Genomic DNA, 19503 nt, shown 5'->3' on the forward strand with positions numbered 1-19503 from the left:
TGCAAGGAATATTGAATTTACCCGGTTAACAGAGGTGTACACAGTGCTCGGGAAGCCTGATACCCGACACCACCCAGAATGGCGAATCGTATATTCGCCAGTTCGAGGGTGAAATCAAATCCGCGTTATGGAATTGAGGAGGGGTTGCTGGCGTTCTTCGAGAACCCGTTCGCGCAACGTATCGAGAAACAGTTTGAGCACGGGCGAGTCATCGTCTGCGCGGTAAGTGGCATACAGTGGCACTTCCGGCAACGCTGGGCTCAGCCGGCGAAACACCAACCCGGCTGGCGCCAGCTGCTCAATGGACGCTGGCAATAACGCCACACCGAAACCGGCCTGCACCAGGCTGAGCAAGGTTTGAACCTCGATCACCTGTTGGCGAATCTGGGGGATAAAACCGGCCTTGATGCAGCACTGATAGAGAAAATCAGCAAACCGCGACTGCTTGAGTTCCAGCGCCACAAAAGGCTCCTGTGCCAAGTCCGCCGGCGCCAGGCTTTCGCATCGAGCCAAAGGATGATTAACAGGCATGACCACGCGAATCGGCTCGTAGAGCAGCAGTTCATTGCGCAACTGCGGATCGTCATAGCCGACCCGGAACACACAGGCATCAATGCGCTTCTCCTTCAACGCCATGACCTGTGCCGCTGGCGTCATTTCATGCAGCCGCAAGGAAACCTGAGGATAGCGCTCGCAGAAGAGGTGTAGAGCCCGCGGCAGCACGCCAACCATCACCGAACTGATCATGCCGATTTCCAGCTCGCCCAACTGACCACGACCGGTCTGACGAGTCAGGTCCAGCGCGCGGTTCAGTTGTTCGAATACCAGCGGCGCCTGCTCCTTGAGCATCTGTCCGGCCGCTGTCAGCTCGACCCGGTGATGACTGCGCTCGAACAACGGCGTGCCCAGTTCCTCTTCCAGTAGACGAATCTGCTGGCTCAGCGGCGGTTGGCAAATGTGCAAACGCGTGGCAGCACGGCCAAAGTGCAGCTCTTCAGCAAGGGCCATGAAATACCGCAGCAAGCGCAAGTCCATGACGGCTACCCCAGGGTCAGTGGCGTGGCGCGCTGGCGCAGACCGGTCAAGCTGAACAGCGCATTGGCGATGGCCGGGGCCACCGAGGGGCTGCCCAGCTCACCGACACCTCCGGGTTTGCTCGGCTCGCCGTCCAGTACCAGAATATCTATCGTCGGCATGTCCGACATCCGGGGCACCCGGTAATCATGGAAGTTGCTCTGCACCACCCTGCCCTGTTTGATGTCCATGCGGTCGAACAGCGCGTGGCCGAGCCCCCACATCAAGCCGCCGTAGATCTGCTCTTCGACACCGCCCGGCGACACCGCCAGGCCGCAATCGACCACGCAGGTGAGCTTATCGACCTTGATCACACCGTCTTTTTTCGAAAGTCTGGCGACCACCGCGATGAAGCTGGTGTAACCCTGATTGGTGGCGATCCCCAAGGCTACCCCTTCCGGCAATGGCTGGCCCCAACCGGCACGTTCAGCGGCACTCTTCAACACCGCGACGTGCCGGGGCCGGTCTTTCATGTTGGCCAGGCGAAAGGCCAATGGATCCTGTCCCGAGCTGTGTGCCAATTCATCCATGAAACTTTCGACGGCAAACACATTGGGAATGAAGCTCACGGAGCGGTACCAACCGCTGGGCACGTTGCTTTCGTGCCTGACCCAGGCCAGGTCCAGATTCGCAGGACGATAGGCAAAGTCCCACGCGGTGATAGCCTCGGTAGTGCTGTAGTCCATGTGGTCGGGGCGTTCGAAATAGCCGGGTTCCCACTGTTCCGGCGAAGCCGGTGAGACAGCGTCAAGTTTCAACGCCATGAGTGTGCCCTGAGCATCCAGCGCACCTTTGACTCGATGCAAAGTCGCCGGGTGCATGAACAGCGAACGCATTTCGTCTTCACGGCTGTTCATCAACTTGACTGGCACCTCGGCCTGCTGCGCCAGGTAGGCCACTTCGAACAACCAGTACTTGGCCTCCCGTGCCCCGAAGCTGCCACCGGACACCAACTCATTGAGGGTGACCTTGTCCTTGGCGATCTTGCACACCGTTTGCGCAGCTTCCAGCGCCGAGGATGGCACCTGAACGCCGCCCCAGTAGGTGATGGCGTTATTCTTCACCTCGGCGGTAATGCAGATCGGTTCCAGCGGGTTCTGCACCTTGTACGGCATGAGGTAATCGGCCTCGAGCAGCTTGGCGGCTTTCGGCCACTGAGCGCTCACGTCACCTGCAACCATGGCGGACACCCGCTGTGCATTTTTGTCGTTGATGGCCGCCGATTGCGCCGCCGCCAGTTGATCGCTGTCGAAACCGGCCAGGGGTGAATCACTCCATTGCACCTTGAGCAACGCACGACCCTGTTGGGCGGCCCAGTAGTTGTCTGCGAGCACTGCGACGCCTTCCTGATTGCCGCCGAGCACATCAGCCCTGCCGGGAATCGCGATTACCTTACGCACGCCCGGCACTTGCAACGCCGCACTGGAGTCCACCGAGACAACTTTGGCGCCGACCACCGGCGTGCGCTGGATCACCGCCACCAGCATCGCGGGCAATTCCACATCGATGCTGTACTTGAAGCGCCCGCACACCTTGGCCGCCGCATCGCGCTTGTGCCGTAGTTTGCCAATGTACTTGAATTGCGCGGGATCCTTCAGAGTGACGTTGCCCGGTGCTGGCAATTTCGCGGCAACGCTCACCAGCTCACCGTAACCCAGGCTGCGTTTGCTGGCGGAATGCACCACCCGGCCCTCTTCGGTTGTGCAACTGTCGGGGCTGACGTTCCAGTGCTTGGCCGCCGCAGTGATGAGCAGTGCGCGCGCCGTGGCACCGGCCATCCGCAAGCGATCGTATTCCAGAGAAACACTGGTGCTACCCCCTGTCGAGAAGACTTTCCATATCGGATGGATATAGGTTTCAAAGAACGGATTTTCCGGCGATATCACCTGTACGGTCATCGGGTTGACGTCCAGTTCCTCGGCCACGCAAGCGGCCAGTGCGGTGTGGGTGCCTGTGCCGGAGTCGTGTTTGTGCACCACCAGTTTCACCGTGCCGTCGGGCAATACCCGAACCCAGGCGTTGGGCTCGAAGCTCCCCACAGACGCAGGTGTTTTCAGGTCCGTAGCGCCTATGCCTGAGGGCAGATAGAACCCAATTGCCAGGCCGCAGACAACAGTGCCAGCCTGCTTGAGAAAGAGGCGGCGCGGCAGTTCGACCCCAGTGTCATCGATCAACGTCATCACGCCTCCTTCAGCGCGGCAGATGCACGCTTGATGGCTTTATTGATTCGCCCATAAGTGCCGCAGCGGCACACGTTGCCTGACATGGCGTTGCGGATCGAGTCATCGGTGACTGTCGCACCGGTGTTGAGCAACGCGGCCGCGGACATGATCTGCCCGGATTGACAGTAACCACATTGCGGGACATCTTCGCTAACCCAGGCCAGTTGCAACGGATGCTGTTCGGTGGATGACAAGCCCTCGATGGTGGTGATGCGGTGCCCCGCCACGGCGGCGACCGGCAGTTGGCAGGAACGTACCGCGACACCGTCCAGGTGCACGGTGCAGGCACCGCACAGGCCCATGCCGCAACCGAACTTGGTGCCGGTGAGTTTCAAGTGATCACGTAACACCCATAACAAGGGCATGGAGGGCGATGTCTCTACCAGCTCGTGTCGTTCGCCGTTTATCGTGAGTTCGATCATTGTCAGGCTCCAAGAGAGCGGCCCGTCTTTGTGCAGGCCTGGTCGCCGATTATTGGGAGTCTGTGGAAAATCGGACCAGCGACGATTTCTGCCATCCTGTGTAAGTAGGACTAACAGCATGTACAAGCGATACCCGTCGGTGCAGTCCATGAGTGCATTCATCCAGGCCGCACGCAGCGGAAGCTTCTCCAGTGCCGCGCGTAAACTCGACCTGACTCACAGCGCTATCAGCCAGCAGATCCGTAGCCTGGAAGACTTCATCGGCCAGCCGCTGTTCGTGCGGGAAGGTGGCGGCAGTAATCTGACCGATGCCGGGCATTTGTTTGCCAGCGTACTGTCCGACGGCCTGGCGCAGATCGACCGGGCGCTGTCCTCGGTAAAAAACCGCAGCGTCGCACAGCGGCTGACCCTTGATGTCGACAGTGAATTGGCCCAAAGCTGGCTCAATCCACGACTACCGGAACTGCTCGATTTATTGCCTGACCATGAAGTGGTATTGCTGTCGATGCCGCGCTCGGATCGCAGCTCGTTCGAGCGGGTGAACCTGGCGCTGCGCTACGGGTATGGCGATTGGGAAGACTGCGAGATGACCCAGATCTGCGGCGATCGAGTGACTGCGGTGGCCTCCCCGGCGCTGCTTGAGCGCCATGGGTTGCAGGTGCCAATTACGCCCGCGCAGGTGCTGGAATTGCCGTTGCTGGGGTATACGCGGCGCTCGTGGATTCCCTGGCTGGAGGCAGCCGCAATGGCGCCGACCGAGCCGACTGCGCGGGTGGTTTTCGATAACGCGGCCAACCTGATTGCAGCGGCCGAAGCCGGGGTTGGCGCGGGCCTGGTGCGCGGGTTGCTAGCGGCGGATGCGTTGCGCGCGGGGCGCTTGATAGAGCTGAACGCGGTGCAAATTCCGGCGCATTACAACCTCTACGCCGTGTGGCCGCCGGGGCAGGCCGAGCGGGTGGCGCCGGTGGTTGAGGTGATCAAGACTTTGGCTCAGCAAACACTGATCTGACGCCTTCGTCGGATCGCCGCCCGGAACAAGCCCGCTCCCACATGTTGATCGGTGCCAGACACAAATCCTGCACTCACTGAAGATCCCCTGTGGGTGCGGGCTTGCTCGCGAAGAGGCCGGTACAGACACCACAAAATCCCGGCCGATATCGAACACATATCAACACCTCTCCCAATTAATATTGTACGACCCCCTCCCGCCCTTCCAATACTTCCCCCAAGCAGCCAGCGTCCCGAGCCGGATGCGACCAGGCGAGGGAATGCGCAGCAGTGCGCATAGAAATGGCCGATTACCCGGGACGTGGCTGCTGCGAACCGCAAGGTTCCCTTCCCCGCTATCAGGAGATCGACTTCAATGATCATCGATATCAGTTGCTATCCCACCGACCTGGTGGACCTCGCCTGGAGGCATGACGGTGACCCGTTCACCGGCGAGCGTCTGCTGGAGATGATGGATGGCCCGTATACCGTCAACGGCAAACCTCGCCGCATTGACAAAGCCTTCATCCAGCCGCCACAAGGCAACACCATCTACACCTGGACCGACGGCGACCTCACCGGGCGCGAGTCCATCGACGCCTACATGGCGTACACGCTGAAGATGGTGCAGACCTACCCGGATCGTTTCATTGGCTGCTTCGTCTACAACCCGCGCTGCGGCGTGGAAAATGGTGTCGAGGCGATTGAGCGTTACGTCAAGGAGCACGGCTTCAAAATGGTCCAGATGCAGGCCAACATGCACGCCTGTCGCCCCGATCGTGCACTGGACTGGGTCCGTCCGGCCTTCGAGAAATGCGCCGAGCTGGGCATCCCGGTCAAACTGCACACCGGCGACGGCCCGTACAGCATCCCGTCGGAATGGGTGCCGATGATCAAGGAGTTCCCCAACGTCGATTTCATCATGGCGCACTTCGGGGTGCAGACGGGCGGCGTCTACGTGTTCGAACCAATGCAGTGGGCGATGGAGCTGCCCAACGTCTACTGCGAATCGGGCTGGTGCCTGCAATCGCGGATCGTCGAGTTCGCCAAAGTCCTGCCGACCCACAAAATCCTTTTCGGTACCGACACCCCTCCGAACGAACCGGGCATGTGGCTGCGCCTGCTGGAAGTGCTCTGTCATGAGCCGCCACAAGGTCTGAATCTCGACGAGGACACCCTCGAAGAATACCTGGGCAACAACACCGCACGGATGATCGGCCTCGAACCGACCCCGCCGCCCCGCTCCGTATCCGAAGCCGAGGCGCAGTTGAAGCGTCCTGTCACTACCCAACTGGCCAGGAGTTGAACCGATGATTATCGATACCCATCTGCACCCCACCAACCTGGTCGATGAGGCCTGGCGCCACACCGGCGAACCGTTTACCGGCGAGCGCATGCTCAAGCTGATGGACGGCCCGTATATGATCAACGGCAAACCGCGCCGCATCGATATGGGCTTCATCCAGCCGCCCCCGGGCAATACCGGTTATCGCGACGGTAACCGGCGAGGCCGCGAAGGCGTGCGCGACTACATGTCGTACATCGCAGAGCTGTGCATGAAGTACCCGGATCGGTTCATTGGCAACTTCAATTTCAACCCGCGCTGGGGACCGGAAAACGGTGCGGCAGAGCTGGAGTTTCATATCAAGGAATACGGTTTCAAAATGCTCAAGCTGCACGCCAACATGCACGGCTATCGTCCCGACAGGGCGCTGGACTGGCTGCGGCCGGCGATGAAAGTCTGCGCCAAGTACAACATCGTGGTGCTGATCCACACGGGTGATGGTCCGTACACCATTCCGACGATGTTCTACCCGATCATCCGCGAATTCCCGATGGTCAACTTCATCATCGGGCACTTCGGCATCCAGACCGGCGGCAACTACTCGTTCGAAGCGTTCTGGATGGCCATGGACACGCCGAACGTGTATTGCGAATCCGGCTGGTGCTTTCAGTCGCGGATCGTCGAGTTCGCCAAGGATCTGCCGCGCAACAAGATCGTCTTCGGCACCGACTCGCCGCCGAACGAACCGGGCATGTGGTTGCGCGAACTCGAAGTTCTGTGTTCGCCAGCGCCGCAAGGCCTGGGAATTGATGAGGACCACCTTGAAGATTACCTGGGCAACAACATCGCCCGGTTGTGTGGCATCGAACCGACGCCACCTCCCAAGGACCTGATCGAGGCGGACATTCGTCTGACCACAACCTACCTCTAAGCGTTTTAAAACCAGCGCACAGCGACTTTACAGGCGTACAGATGACCCGGCGCTCGATCGACCGGCAGGCCAACGGTTTGTCGATCGAACGTCGCCCTCAGCCCTGCGCGCCTGCTTTTTTACGAGGTGAAACCATGACCCTCTCTACGCTCGGCGATACCCAGGATTTTCACGATTTTATCGATGCCTATCGCCGGCAGTACCCGGACGATGTGTTGACTGTTCACGAAAAACTTTCCGCTGATCAGGACGTCACCGCCTTGGTCGATGCCTTGGCCACCCAAGGCCTTGACCCACTGCTGATCTGCGAAAACGTCGGCCAACTCGGGGTGCCGGTGGCCACCAATGTGTTCGCCTCCCGGACCCGCATCGCGCGGATCTTCGGTGTCACACCGGCGCAGCTGCACGAAACCTTCCAGACCCGTGCCAATCATCCGATCGCGCCCCGTTACGTGGAAACGGGTCCGGTACTGGACGAGATCTTCGAAGGCGAAGCCGTGGACCTGGCGCTGTTGCCGATGCTCAAGCACTTCGACACCGACCGTGGCCCGTACATTACCAACGCGATCATCATTGCAGAAAACCCGGTCACCGGAATTGCCAACATGAGCTATCACCGCTCAATGCGCCATGCCCGGCAAACCCTCGCCACCAGCCTGCATTCGCGCGGTCACTTGTGGCGCATGCTGCAAACTGCTCGCGAGTGCGGTGAAGAATTACGCGTGGCCATGGTGATAGGCGCCCATCCGCTGTTTATGCTTGCCGCCGCAGCACGTTTACCGTTCGGCAGCGATGAACGCGCAGTGGCAGGAGGCCTGTTTGGCGCCCCATTGGAACTGGTCAAGACCCCGCTGTATGGCATCGGCGTACCGGCCTATGCCGAGTTTGTACTGGAAGGCGCCATCGATCCGGCGGCCTATGCCGAGGAAGGTCCGTTCGGCGAGTTCAGCGGCTACTCCTCAGACCGTTCAACCAATAACGTGCTGCGGGTCGACACCCTCATGCGGCGCAAGGACGCTTGGCTGGTGGACGTGGTCGGCGGACGATACGCGGAACACCTGACCCTGGCGCGCCTGCCACGGGAAGCGGAAATGAGCGAGAAACTCAAGGCACGCTTCCCCGCCGTCACCGCCGTGCACTACCCCAACTCAGGCACGCACTTTCATTGCTACGTGGCGCTGGATCAAAGTCGCGACGGTGAGGCGCGACAGATCATGCTCGCCCTGCTCGGCTGGGACCCGTACCTGAAAACCGTGATTGCAGTGGACAGTGACATTGATATCAGCGACGACAGCCAGGTGCTGTGGGCATTGGCCACACACTTTCAGCCGCATCAGGATATTTTCGTCATCGACGGTTTGCCAGGCAGTCCGCTGGACCCATCGTCTTCGGTCAACGGCACCACCTCGCGGATGGGCCTGGATGCAACACGCGGTTCAGGCTTCGACGGGATCAAGGCGCAGTTGGATCAGGACGTGATCGAGCGTGCCCGCACCCTGCTCAAAGGCTATCAATCGTGAACCGCCAGCGCATGGTGGTCGGCATCAGCGGCGCGTCGGGGTTCATTTACGGCGCGCGCCTGCTGGAGTTGCTGGCTGAACTGAACATCGAAAGCCACCTGATCATCAGCCGGGCTGCGTTGCTGACCATGGCCCATGAAACCGACTACAAACTGGCGCAAGTCACCGCGCTGGCCAGCCACTACCACCGGGCCGACGACGTGGCTGCCGGGATCGCCAGCGGTTCGTTCCGCTGCCTGGGCATGGTGGTCGCGCCGTGCTCCATGCGCACGTTGGCGGAGATTGCCACCGGCGCCTCCTCGGGGCTGATCGGCCGCGCTGCGGACGTCACATTGAAAGAACGCCGAACCTTGGTGTTGATGGCGCGAGAAACGCCGCTGACCCTCGCCCACCTGCGCAACATGACCGCCGTCACCGAAATGGGCGGGATCATCGCCCCGCCGGTGCCGGCCTTCTACGCCCGGCCGCAAAATCTTTCGCAAATGGTCGATCACAGCCTCGGCCGTGTCCTCGACCTGTTCGGCCTCGACGCCGGAACCGCGCTGCGCTGGGGTGAACCTGGCCCATCGGCCACCGGCCATTTCGCAACAACAAAGGAGCTCGCATGAACAGTCCATTCAACGCCCCTACTCCAAACCGCAAAATTCCCGTGACCATCCTTACCGGTTTTCTCGGCGCTGGCAAAACGACCTTGCTGAATTACATCCTCAGGGAAAACCACGGCCGCAAGATCGCCGTGATCGAAAACGAATTCGGCGAAGTCGGCATCGACGGTGACCTGGTGCTCAGCTCTGAGACCGAAGAAATCTACGAGATGGTCAACGGCTGCGTGTGCTGCACCGCCGAGGTTCGAGAGGACCTGGTACGCATCGTCCGCGAACTGGTGGCGCGACCGGTGAGGCTGGATCACATCTTGATCGAGACCAGTGGTTTGGCCGATCCGTATCCAGTGGCGCAGAGCTTCTTTATCAACGACCCGATTGCAGATGAGGTCGAACTGGACGCCATCGTGACCATGGTCGACGCCAAGCACATCGCCCAGCATCTGGAGGATTTGCAGCTGGATGGCGTGGACAACCAGGCAGTCGATCAGATCGTCTGCGCCGACCGCATTGTGATCAATAAGGTCGACCTGGTGAGCGAGGACGACGTAGCAGCGCTGCGCGACAAGATTCGTGGGTTAAACGCCACGGCGGACCTGGTGACCTCCAGCTACGCCGAGATCGACCTGTCGAAGATTCTCGGCATCGGTGCGTTCGAGTCGACGCAAAAGCTGATGGAAATCGGCTCTGAGCACAATCACCACGCCGACGAACACCACCATGATTTGGATCATGATCATGATCATGATCCGAGCGTGTCGTCAGTCGGTATCGCCGTGGACGGCGCTGTGAATCTGCTCGCCTTCCACCAGTGGATAAGTGCGCTGCGCAATGAGCAGGCCGACAACCTCTACCGCATGAAAGGTGTGCTGGCCGTCGCAGATCAGGATCAGCGTTACGTGCTGCAGGGCGTTCACAGCCTGGTCGAGTTCCGTGCCTCCACTTCATGGGGTACGGAACCACGCTCAAGCAAGATTGTGTTCATCGGCCGCGACCTGGATCGCGCGGCGTTGAACCAAGGCTTTGCCGCCTGCCTGGCAGGCTGAAAGAACGGCATCAGAGCCGGTGGATGGCGGCTCTGGGCACGCAGAACGAATACCCCTCTCTACAGCATAAAAACAGCAAGAGGTGATTCTCCATGTCGTCAGCCACTACCCCTTCCGCCGTCCACCCGGTCGACCAGATTTTGCCGGTCCGCCAAATGCTCACCCTGGGCCTGCAACACATGGCCGTCTCATACATCGGCGCCATCGCCGTGCCGTTGATTGTCGCCAGCGCCCTGAAAATGTCCCAGGCCGACACCGTGGTGCTGATCAGCACCACGCTGTTCTGCTCCGGCATCGCCACGATCTTACAAACTGTCGGTTTCTGGAAGTTCGGCGTGCGTTTGCCGATCTTGCAAGGCGTGGCGTTCAGCAGCGTCGGCCCGGTCATCGCCATCGGCACCAACCCGGAGGTGGGGTTCGCCGGGGTCTGCGGGGCGGTGATCGGCGCGGGGATCTTCACGATGCTCATCGCGCCGTTCGTGGGCCGATTGCGCCGTTACTTTCCACCGGTGGTCACCGGCTGCATTGTCACGGTAATCGGTTTGCAGCTGTTCCCGATTGCCTACGAGTGGATCGGTGGCGGCCGTAACGCTAGTAATTTCGGGGCACCGGCGTACCTTGCCGTCGCTACCGTGGTGCTTTCGACCATTGTGTTGGTCAACCGCTATGGTGGGCCGATGATGCGCAACATGGCGGTGCTGATCGGGATGCTGGTGGGTGCGGGACTGGCTTACGGTCTGGGCATGGGCAGTTTTCACAGCGTGCAGGAGGCGCCCTGGCTCACCGTGCCCTACCCGTTCTACTTCGGCCTGCCGACCTTCAGCCTGATCCCGATTGCGACCATCGTGGTGGTGATGATCGTACAGATGGTTGAGTCCATGGGGCTGTTCGTGGCCATTGGCGACATCGTCGACAAACCGGTGGAAGAAAAACAGGTGATCGACGGCCTGCGCGCCAATGGCCTGGCGAGCACCATCGCCGGGATGTTCGCCGCGTTTCCGTTCATTGCCTTCATGGAGAACGTCGGGCTGGTGATTTTGACCGGCGTGCGCAGTCGCTGGGTAGTAGCAATCAGTGGTTTGCTCATGTGTTGCGTGGCGCTGGTGCCAAAGGCCGGGGCGATCATCGCGTCGATGCCGACCGCCGCCCTCGGGGGTGCCGGGATTGCCATGTTCGGCGTGGTCGCCGCAGCGGGCATTCAGACCCTTGCCAAAGTCGATTACGAGCGCAACCGCTTCAACGTGTTGATCGTCGCTTTCACCATCGCCGCCGCCCTGGTGCCGGTGCTGGCACCTGCCCTGTTCAAGCAAATGCCCGAATGGTCCCAGCCGTTCCTGCACAGCAGCGTGGTGATTGCCTGCCTGGTGTCGGTGCTGCTCAACGCGGCGCTCAACGGCGTCAGCGTTCCCGACAGCGCAGCCACCAAGCCTGCGCCCCACAGCCTCTGACTGGAGAAGCCCATGACTCAACTTCAAAACATCCTGATCAAAAACCCGGTGGCGGTGATGACCGGCTTGCGAGGCCCACGTGCCCGGGCGGGCAACGTGGACATTCGCATCGTCAACGGTCGCATTGCTGAAATGGCGACGGGCCTGGCAGTGCAACCCGGCGAACGGGTGATCGATGCCCGTCACTCAGTGGTCTACCCGGGCTGGGTCAACACCCACCACCACCTGTTTCAGAACCTGCTTAAAGCCGTGCCCGAAGGTTTGAATCAAGACTTGCAAGGCTGGCTGGCCAGCGTGCCCTACCCGCGCCTCAACCGTTTTACACCACAACTGGCGCAGATAGCCGCGCGATTAGGCATGGTCGAGTTACTGTTGTCGGGGGTAACGACCTGCGCCGATCACCATTACCTCTATCACGCAAACGGCACAACGGAGACCGGCGACCTGCTGTTCGACACGGCGGACACATTCGGGATGCGTTTTGTGCTGTGCCGAGGGGGCGCGCTGGAGTCCGCCAGCGCTCATCCGGGATTCTCGAAAACGGCGCTGCAACCCGAGACGCTTGAGCAGATGGTCGGCGACATTGAGCGGCTCAAATCGCTGTACCACCAGGACACTCCGGATGCGATGCGTCGAGTGGTGGTGGCGCCAACGACGCCAACGTTCTCACTGCCGCCCACTTTGTTGCGCGAGCTTGCGCACACCGCTCGCGGCCTCGGATTGCGCTTGCACACCCACCTTTCAGAGACGCAGAACTACGTCAACTTCTGTCGCGAGAAATACAACTGCCTCCCGGTGGAATTCGTCGCCGAACACGAATGGCTCGGCCCCGACGTCTGGTTCGCCCATGCGGTGCATTTGCAGCCGGGGGAAATCCGCATGCTCGCGCAAACCGGCACCGGCATTTCTCATTGCCCGGTGAGCAACGCACGGCTGGGCAGCGGCGTCGCACCGGTACCTCAAATGTATGAGGCCGGGGTGCCGATATCGCTTGGGGTGGATGGCGTGGCATCGAACGAATCCGGAAGTATGGTCGGTGAAGCGCACACGGCGTGGTTAATTCATCGGGCCGAACACGGTGCGTCAGCGACAACCGCCGAAGATGTGATTCATTGGGGCTCGGCCGGCGGCGCGCACGTGCTGGGGCTGGGCTCGATCGGAACGCTGGAAATTGGCCAGGCTGCGGATCTGGTGATCTATGGCCTCGATCATCCTCGATTCTTCGGCTTCCACGATATCGCGCTGGCGCCGGTGGTCGCGGGTGAGCCGATTGCCGTGCGTTACAGCATGGTCGGGGGACGGCTGGTGGTCGACGACGGCGTGATTCCAGGGCTGGATCTGGAGCGTATGCGCGCTGAAGCGTGGGAAGGCGTGCAGCAGTTAATGCACGTCGTCGACTGATCTAACGGCAACAACCTCCTCTGTTGGAGCTGGCTTGCCAGCGATGACGACCCGAAGAAAGTGCCAGGTTCAAAGGCCCTCTCAGTAAGCCGGCTCCTTCAAACGGCGACAGTTTCTCGGCACCTATAAAAAAGTCCCTCAAGCCGAAGTGGACGACTACCCAAGGAAAATGAAAGATGCGCAACCGCACGCTTCTCGTTCGGCAGACCTTTGCCATCAGTACTTTGTTATTGACGACGGCCACTTCATTGCAAGCTGCCGACTGGAGCGATAACTCAATCAGTTACGGGTATGGCACCCACTTCGCTGAGCCGGGCATCGATGGCCCGATCGCCAAGCACATCGTTGAGTTCACTCACGTTGACGGATACAAATACGGCAGCAACTTCCTCGACGTGCAAGTGTTGTTTTCCGATAAAGACGATCCAGCCGACGGCGACGGCAACGGTGCTACCGAGGTGTATGTGATATATCGTCATCAACTTTCACTGGGTAAAATATCCGGCCAGGATTTCAAGTGGGGACCCATTCGGGACTGGTCACTTTCGGGTGGCATCGACTGGAACACCAAGAACACTACTTTCGCACCGGCAAAACGCATGCTCGTCATCGGCCCGACGATCAATTTCAACGTGACAGGTTTTTGGGACTTCAGTGTGATGTACCGCTCCGAGCGCAACCACAATGGCTTGCCGTTCGCTCAGGAGCACGATATTCGCTTCAACGACACGTACTACCTGGAAACCGCCTGGGAGATTCCATTCCAGCTCGGTTCAGTGCCGCTCAAGTTCAAGGGCTTTGCCAACTTCATCCCGCCCAAGGGCAAGGACGGCTTTGGTAACGACACCGTGAGCGAAACCCTCGTGCACGCCACTTTACTGGTGGACGTGGGCGAGCTCACTTTCGGCAAAAAAGATACCTTCTTTGCCGGAGTGGGTTACGAATACTGGAAGAACAAGTTCGGTAACAGCTCAGCCAACACACCAGGTACTGAGGCCAATACGCCGTTTCTGAATCTGGAATGGCACCTGTAATGCTCCAGATCGTTACTGCACCGGCAGGAAGTTCATCAGCAACAAACTTTGTGCGTAATTGAGCGCAACGCGTCGGTAACGCTCATCGAGCATCTGGGTCAACAGGTCGAGGCGCGCGACTATCTTGCCGAACTCAACAGCGAAACTGACGTTGCTGGCCTCCTCCGATATCTCGTTGGAGAACAACAATAAAACCCCATTCGCATCCTGGCGCTGGCTGAGCAGCCAGGTAGCCTTCTCGATATTGCGCGCGGCATTGTTAACGAACTGCGGATTGATCGAGTTGGTCATATAGAATTCGGTCCGCCCGCCGTGTGCGGTAACGAGCATGCTGCCGATCGCATAGATAAAGGCCCCAACTCGGTCGCCGCGAAACTCCGGGCTCAAGGAGTAACTCAGAGCCGCCAGGTCGCGACGCTCCCCAAGGGCAGGCAGTGGTCGACGAAGTTCGATGGCTTGACGGACTTCCCGAGCCGCGCTTACAGCATCTGGGTAACCCGATTCACGCCACTGGCTAGGGTTACGCAGATAGAGCTTACTCATCAGCAAGTAAAGGCTTTGCAGATTGTCGTGCATGCCCAGGGTAGCCATACGATCGACGCTGGTTTGGAAGAACTCATCAGGCTTTCCATCACTGAACTGCCTGGCGATATCGCGCCCCTGCTGCTGGCTGCAGCCGAGGGTGCAGAGCATGAAAACAGCCGCCAGCACCAGCGGCCGACGCATCCATCGAGTGACAAAAACAGGTAACGTACGATCCATCGGCACCAAATCTGGTTCTTCTGCCCACGCAGGGAATTAGCGTGGTCGGGACAGACATAGATCGGGGAAATGAAAAAAAGTGCGATGGTGATGGTCAGATTATTGAGATGAGCACCACGAGTTGATCCGCCCGCCTACCCCTCATAGCGCCCCGTAGCGTCCCGATCGCCCTTGTATCGCCTCACGAGCGGAAACAGCGGCAACCAGGATTCGCGACGGACGACCCAGCTTTCGTAGGTTGGCATCAGTTGGTCCGGGGCATCCAGGGATCCCAGGTTCACTTCGATTTCATCGTCGGTGCGGGCGAAAACGGATGAGCCGCAACGGGGACAGAAAAACCGCCCGGCGTAGTCACGTGTTTCGCCATTGATCGTCACCGCATCCTGTGGAAACACCGCAGACGCGTGAAAAAGCGCGCCATGATGCTTGCGGCACTCAAGGCAGTGACAAAGACCGACCCGGTAGGGAGCCCCTGTCGCCTCAATTCGGACGTCGCCGCACAAGCAACCGCCGGTGAATCGGTCCATATTGCACCTCCTCCCACATCACACAGGCGAAATACCTACGACGCCAGGGCCGCTTCGATCTTCGCGATATCGATCTTTCCCATCTCCATCATGGCATCGAAGGCGCGTTTGGCGGCCGCTCGATCCGGATTGGTGATCGCCGCTGTCAGGACCCGCGGCGTGATCTGCCATGACAGCCCCCACTTGTCCTTGCACCAGCCGCAGGCACTCTCCTGGCCACCATTGCCGACAATCGCATTCCATAAACGGTCGGTTTCAGCCTGATCGTCGGTCGCAACCTGGAACGAAAACGCCTCATCGTGTTTAAACGCCGGCCCGCCGTTAAGCCCGAGGCAAGGGATACCCATGACCGTGAATTCGACCGTCAATACATCGCCCTGCTTGCCTGCCGGATACTCGCCAGGCGCGTGATGAACGGCTGTCACGACAGTGTCGGGAAATGTGCGGGCATAGAAAGTTGCTGCGTCCAACGCGGTACCGTCGAACCAGAGACAAATAGTGTTCTTGCTGATCATATGGATTCTCCAACTATCACATGGGAAAGAGCAGGCTCTTCCTCAGGTTTTATCTGCGAAAACGGTTTGCCTAAGAAAAGTGCCTCATCCCCACGCCACCGGTCTTGCCCAGAACGAATGTAAGAATAGACAAACCTGAAGCACCCCGCTTTCGATCCTCGGTTCACTGTGAAAATGGCTACGGCGCAGACACTGATGGGTAACTATCAAGATCAGACCAAGTCCCGTCGTTGAGGCGTCGCCTGAGCATCTGATACGCTTTTTTCTTCATCACCTGCATCTGTATCGCACCCCGGCGAGCAGCGATAATAAGCCCACTCCCGATACACCCGTGGAGCACAACTGGAACCTTCCTGTCGTCCCTTCTTCTCGGAGGCCTTATGGCCAAGATGGCATTTTTTCTGTTTGGATTTTTAGCGCTGACCATCGCGATTGGCTTGCTCGCTACCATTTCGCCGGTCTAGAATCTCACTTCATCCTGCGAAAAACATCGGGTACAGCGACAGCACCGGTAAATCGAGGAATACACTTTACCCGCGTTACAAAAACAGCCTGTGTCGGGTCTGAGATCTTTAAAGCCCAGGATACCCACTCAAAAAAGAACTGCGCCCTGAAAAAATCGCTAATGCGAGGAAACGTACATAGAGGGCGTGGACGGCGCGGGCAGTGCATAGGTCGCCTTCATCCACTCGATCTCCGCGTGGGGCGTTCGCCCAAAGAAACGCTTGAACTCGCGGCTGAATTGCGAGGCGCTTTCGTAGCCTACATTGAACGCCGCCGTCGACGCGCTCATTGTGTTGCGTAGCATCAACAATCGCGCCTGGTGCAAGCGCGTCGACTTCAGGTACTGCATCGGCGAGGAGTCCGTCACGCTACGAAAGTGCAGGTGAAAGCTGGGCACGCTCATGCTGGCTTCCTGGGCAAGCGTCTCCACATCCAGGTGCTGCTGGTAGCAACTGTGGATCTTGCGGATCGCGCGAGTGACCTTTCCGAAATGCCCCTGGCGATTGAGCGCGGCACGCATCGAGCCGCCCTGCTCGCCCGTCAGGATGCGGTAGTAGATTTCCCGCACCAGTGATGGCCCCAGTATTTGCGCTTCGCCCGGACGACTCATCACCTCGAGAAAGCGTAGCGTCGACGCCCGCAGCCAATCGTCCATCGGCGAGGCGTACATGCCCTTCGGCTGGGCCTCACTAGGCCCGAGCGCTTCATCCACCTGCAACATCAACTCGCTGGCCAGTTGAAAGTCGAGGCGCATGTAAACCGCCAGCATTGGCTGCGCCTCGCTGGCGTCGGTCTCCATGGTGAAAGGAACAGGGACAGACACCACCAGGTAGTGCTGAGCGTCATAAACGTAGATGTCATCGCCCAGATAGCCGCGCTTGCGCCCCTGACAAAGAATCACGATACCGGGGTCATACAGCACCGGCGTGCGCGTCAGTGGCCGATTCGAACGCAAAAACCGGATGTCCTCCAGCGCGCTGAGATTATAGCCCTCGACCGGTGCGAGTTTTTCCATCAACTGCACAATGCGCGAGGTGTATGAGTCGACCTGATCCATTGACGTTCTCTGTGTTGGCCGCTCAACCATCGGTAGAACGGGTTAGCGCTTCCCATTGATCAATCTCACTGAGCGCACGATTCAACTGGTCACGTACCAGACCCAGTGCGTCACTGCCCAATAACAAGTGGGCCGGTGGTGCCTCGCTGGCAATCACCTGCAACATCGCTTGTGCAGCCTTCTGCGGGTTGCCAAGCTGTTTGCCGCTCTTCTCTTCGCGCGCTTTGCGCACCGGGTCGAAGCTGGCGTCATAGTCGGCAATGCTCCGTGGAGTGCGTTGCATCGAACGACCGGCCCAGTCAGTGCGGAACGAGCCAGGCGCCACTGCAGTCACAAAGATGTTGAAAGGCAGCAGTTCTTTGCTCAGCGTATCGGAGATACCTTCAAGAGCAAATTTGCTCCCACAGTAGTACGCGATACCCGGCATCGTAATCGTGCCGCCCATGGAGGTGATATTGAGGATATGGCCGGCACGACGCTTGCGAAAATAAGGCACGAACGCCTTGATCACCGCTACCGCGCCGAACACGTTGACGTCGAATTGGCGGCGCATCTCTTCCAGCGGCGACTCTTCAAAGATCCCCTCATGACCGTAGCCTGCGTTGTTGACCAACACGTCGACCGGACCGTGTGTGGCTTCAACGGCCGCAACTACGCTGTCGATCCGGGCGAAGTCAGTCACATCCAGGATCACCCCATGAGCATGATCCACAGACAGCGCCTCAAAGGCCTGCAAAGCCGCTTGATTACGCACCGTGCCGATGACGCAGTGGCCTACGGCAAGGGCTTCTTGTGCCAACGCTTGGCCGAAACCACTGCTCACCCCTGTGATGAATAAGGTTTTCCTGCTGTTCATGGCGAACTCCAATCAGTCGGTAGAGCGCCATGGTATCTATCGAAAACCCGGTCACCTATGCCGGATTGTCTTCCAGCATTGCCTATTCCTATCAGCGCCAATCATCAACACGAAGGCCAGGGGCTTTTTTTCGTTGCCTGCTAAACTGACCCCATCCTCGAATGGAATCGACGCCATGCCAGCCCGATACTCACTCCCTGATGTACTCGAAAAAATCTGCGAAAACCAGCTTGCCCTGGAAGCGGCGATCATGGAGTTAACCCTTTCGATCGAGCGTCAGGACAACGTGGCTGTCGGTGAAAACGTTCGTGAAGCGCTGTCTACGATCGGCGAGAACGTCGAGCAAGTAAAACAGGCCTTGGAGAAACTCAAGGCGGATTCTCGCGGCCAATAACGGCTGACGTATCCGTTGTATCCCCCTCCTTACACTTCGTCGCCATCTGATTGATCAGTAATCATTTGCAATGCAGACTGCCGTAGCTGAAGGAACAGTGCTCACTTGACGAAGGCTGAATCTGTACAGCCATTAATCACCTCAGCTCATGAGCTCCCCTTCGCCGGTTTCTATCCATGAGACATGAAGATGTCATCCCCCCATTACTCAAAGCGCTCAACGAAAACCAGCTCGCGTTGGCCGCGGCTATCGAAGAGTTAGCCAAATGGGTCGGTGATCGCGGCTCTGTGGACACCGTCACGAATGTGTATGGAGCCCTCGAAACGCTCACTCATAACCAGGCCTTCATAGACCTGAGTATCGCGTTGATGATGGAGCAAGACTGACCTTGGGATGCAAAAAAGCCCAGCGCAAGGCTGGGCTGGGCTAGCGCCAACGGTCTAAAAGCGCTATGGACTTGCAGTCCACACGGCTAATTCATAGCCGTCCGGGTCGATAAAGTGAAACCTGCGCCCCCCAGGAAACGAGAAAATTTCCCGGCTTATTGTGGCGCCTGCGGCGATGAGTCGCCGCTGCGTTTCTTCAAGATCTTCCCCATAAAGAATGACCAGCGGACCGCCAGGTCGCACAGGTTCTCCGGTCGTGAACCCACCCGTAAGACGGCCGTCATTGAACTCTGTATAGCTAGGCCCGTAGTCGACGAAGGTCCATTCAAATGCGCTGCCATAGAAAGCTTTGCTGCGCGCAATGTCACTGACGTTGAACTCGATATTATCAATCTTGCGGTCATTCCCTCGAACACTCATACAAACCTCCTGGGCCCATTACAGTTCAGCGACTCTACCGCAGCGTCCCAGCTTTGAAGACGCTTGATCAAGCATACCCAGTCAATCTGGGCCAGATCGCCAGTGCCTAC

The 19503-nt window shown here is 59.0% G+C and carries 20 protein-coding genes; 11 read left to right on the forward strand and 9 right to left on the reverse strand.

Features of this window, described 5'->3' with window-relative positions:
* Positions 1-114 precede the first annotated feature (114 nt).
* Genes J7E41_RS13445 through J7E41_RS13455 form a run of 3 tightly spaced genes read right to left on the reverse strand, consistent with a single transcriptional unit; the run spans position 115 to position 3718 of the window.
* Complete coding sequence (locus tag J7E41_RS13445) at positions 115-1035, reverse strand: LysR substrate-binding domain-containing protein (protein WP_214993553.1); 921 nt, start codon at positions 1033-1035, stop codon at positions 115-117.
* Between the two features lie 5 nt (positions 1036-1040).
* Positions 1041-3254 carry a xanthine dehydrogenase family protein molybdopterin-binding subunit gene (locus tag J7E41_RS13450; RefSeq protein ID WP_214993554.1) on the reverse strand — a complete coding sequence of 738 codons (2214 nt, stop codon included), beginning with the start codon at positions 3252-3254 and terminating at the stop codon, positions 1041-1043.
* A complete protein-coding gene (locus J7E41_RS13455; protein WP_214993555.1) occupies positions 3254-3718 on the reverse strand; it encodes a (2Fe-2S)-binding protein in 465 nt (154 codons plus the stop codon). Before J7E41_RS13455 ends, J7E41_RS13450 begins: the two co-directional genes overlap by 1 nt.
* Before the next feature lie 118 nt (positions 3719-3836).
* On the opposite strand from J7E41_RS13455, the gene J7E41_RS13460 reads away from it, so the two are divergent.
* The 9 genes from J7E41_RS13460 to J7E41_RS13500 all read left to right on the forward strand — a co-directional run bounded on the left by J7E41_RS13460 (position 3837) and on the right by J7E41_RS13500 (position 13972).
* Entirely contained in the window at positions 3837-4727 is an 891-nt protein-coding gene (locus tag J7E41_RS13460) for a LysR substrate-binding domain-containing protein (RefSeq protein WP_214993556.1), read from the forward strand.
* Between the two features lie 354 nt (positions 4728-5081).
* Positions 5082-6011 carry an amidohydrolase family protein gene (locus J7E41_RS13465; protein WP_214993557.1) on the forward strand — a complete coding sequence of 310 codons (930 nt, stop codon included), beginning with the start codon at positions 5082-5084 and terminating at the stop codon, positions 6009-6011.
* Between the two features lie 4 nt (positions 6012-6015).
* Entirely contained in the window at positions 6016-6921 is a 906-nt protein-coding gene (locus J7E41_RS13470; protein WP_133102824.1) for an amidohydrolase family protein, read from the forward strand.
* Between the two features lie 134 nt (positions 6922-7055).
* Entirely contained in the window at positions 7056-8441 is a 1386-nt protein-coding gene (locus J7E41_RS13475) for a UbiD family decarboxylase (protein ID WP_214993558.1), read from the forward strand.
* An 11-nt stretch (positions 8442-8452) separates the two neighbouring features.
* Positions 8453-9049, forward strand: a complete 597-nt coding sequence (locus J7E41_RS13480) for a UbiX family flavin prenyltransferase (RefSeq protein ID WP_214993675.1) — start codon at positions 8453-8455, stop codon at positions 9047-9049.
* The gene (locus J7E41_RS13485) at positions 9046-10089 is read left to right on the forward strand and encodes a CobW family GTP-binding protein (RefSeq protein WP_214993560.1); all 1044 of its coding nucleotides are present in this window, start codon (positions 9046-9048) and stop codon (positions 10087-10089) included. Before J7E41_RS13480 ends, J7E41_RS13485 begins: the two co-directional genes overlap by 4 nt.
* A 92-nt stretch (positions 10090-10181) precedes the next feature.
* The gene (locus J7E41_RS13490) at positions 10182-11537 is read left to right on the forward strand and encodes a nucleobase:cation symporter-2 family protein (protein WP_214993562.1); all 1356 of its coding nucleotides are present in this window, start codon (positions 10182-10184) and stop codon (positions 11535-11537) included.
* Positions 11538-11549: 12 nt separating this feature from the next.
* Complete coding sequence (locus J7E41_RS13495; protein WP_214993564.1) at positions 11550-12938, forward strand: amidohydrolase family protein; 1389 nt, start codon at positions 11550-11552, stop codon at positions 12936-12938.
* 176 nt (positions 12939-13114) lie between these two features.
* Positions 13115-13972 (forward strand): hypothetical protein, encoded by an 858-nt coding sequence (locus J7E41_RS13500; protein ID WP_214993565.1) that lies wholly within the window; start codon positions 13115-13117, stop codon positions 13970-13972.
* Positions 13973-13984: 12 nt separating this feature from the next.
* On the opposite strand, the gene J7E41_RS13505 is transcribed toward J7E41_RS13500, so the two are convergent.
* The 5 genes from J7E41_RS13505 to J7E41_RS13525 form a co-directional block, all read right to left on the reverse strand.
* Complete coding sequence (locus J7E41_RS13505; RefSeq protein WP_214993566.1) at positions 13985-14734, reverse strand: hypothetical protein; 750 nt, start codon at positions 14732-14734, stop codon at positions 13985-13987.
* A 134-nt stretch (positions 14735-14868) separates the two neighbouring features.
* Positions 14869-15261 carry a GFA family protein gene (locus tag J7E41_RS13510; RefSeq protein ID WP_214993567.1) on the reverse strand — a complete coding sequence of 131 codons (393 nt, stop codon included), beginning with the start codon at positions 15259-15261 and terminating at the stop codon, positions 14869-14871.
* A gap of 35 nt (positions 15262-15296) precedes the next feature.
* Positions 15297-15776: a VOC family protein gene (locus J7E41_RS13515; protein WP_214993568.1), complete on the reverse strand. Its 480-nt coding sequence runs from the start codon at positions 15774-15776 to the stop codon at positions 15297-15299.
* 622 nt (positions 15777-16398) lie between these two features.
* Positions 16399-17337 carry an AraC family transcriptional regulator gene (locus J7E41_RS13520; RefSeq protein WP_214993569.1) on the reverse strand — a complete coding sequence of 313 codons (939 nt, stop codon included), beginning with the start codon at positions 17335-17337 and terminating at the stop codon, positions 16399-16401.
* A gap of 22 nt (positions 17338-17359) precedes the next feature.
* Positions 17360-18193, reverse strand: a complete 834-nt coding sequence (locus J7E41_RS13525) for an oxidoreductase (protein ID WP_214993571.1) — start codon at positions 18191-18193, stop codon at positions 17360-17362.
* A gap of 175 nt (positions 18194-18368) precedes the next feature.
* Between J7E41_RS13525 and J7E41_RS13530 the strand changes: the two genes are divergently transcribed.
* Together J7E41_RS13530 and J7E41_RS13535 are read left to right on the forward strand one after the other, a co-directional pair.
* The gene (locus J7E41_RS13530; protein ID WP_214993573.1) at positions 18369-18587 is read left to right on the forward strand and encodes a hypothetical protein; all 219 of its coding nucleotides are present in this window, start codon (positions 18369-18371) and stop codon (positions 18585-18587) included.
* Positions 18588-18763: 176 nt separating this feature from the next.
* Positions 18764-18973: a hypothetical protein gene (locus J7E41_RS13535; RefSeq protein ID WP_214993575.1), complete on the forward strand. Its 210-nt coding sequence runs from the start codon at positions 18764-18766 to the stop codon at positions 18971-18973.
* 63 nt (positions 18974-19036) lie between these two features.
* Here J7E41_RS13535 and J7E41_RS13540 read toward each other — a convergent pair whose 3' ends face one another.
* Positions 19037-19393, reverse strand: a complete 357-nt coding sequence (locus J7E41_RS13540) for a VOC family protein (RefSeq protein ID WP_214993577.1) — start codon at positions 19391-19393, stop codon at positions 19037-19039.
* Positions 19394-19503: the final 110 nt, after the last annotated feature.

The organism is Pseudomonas fluorescens (assembly GCF_018614655.1).
Lineage (GTDB): Bacteria > Pseudomonadota > Gammaproteobacteria > Pseudomonadales > Pseudomonadaceae > Aquipseudomonas > Aquipseudomonas fluorescens_BX.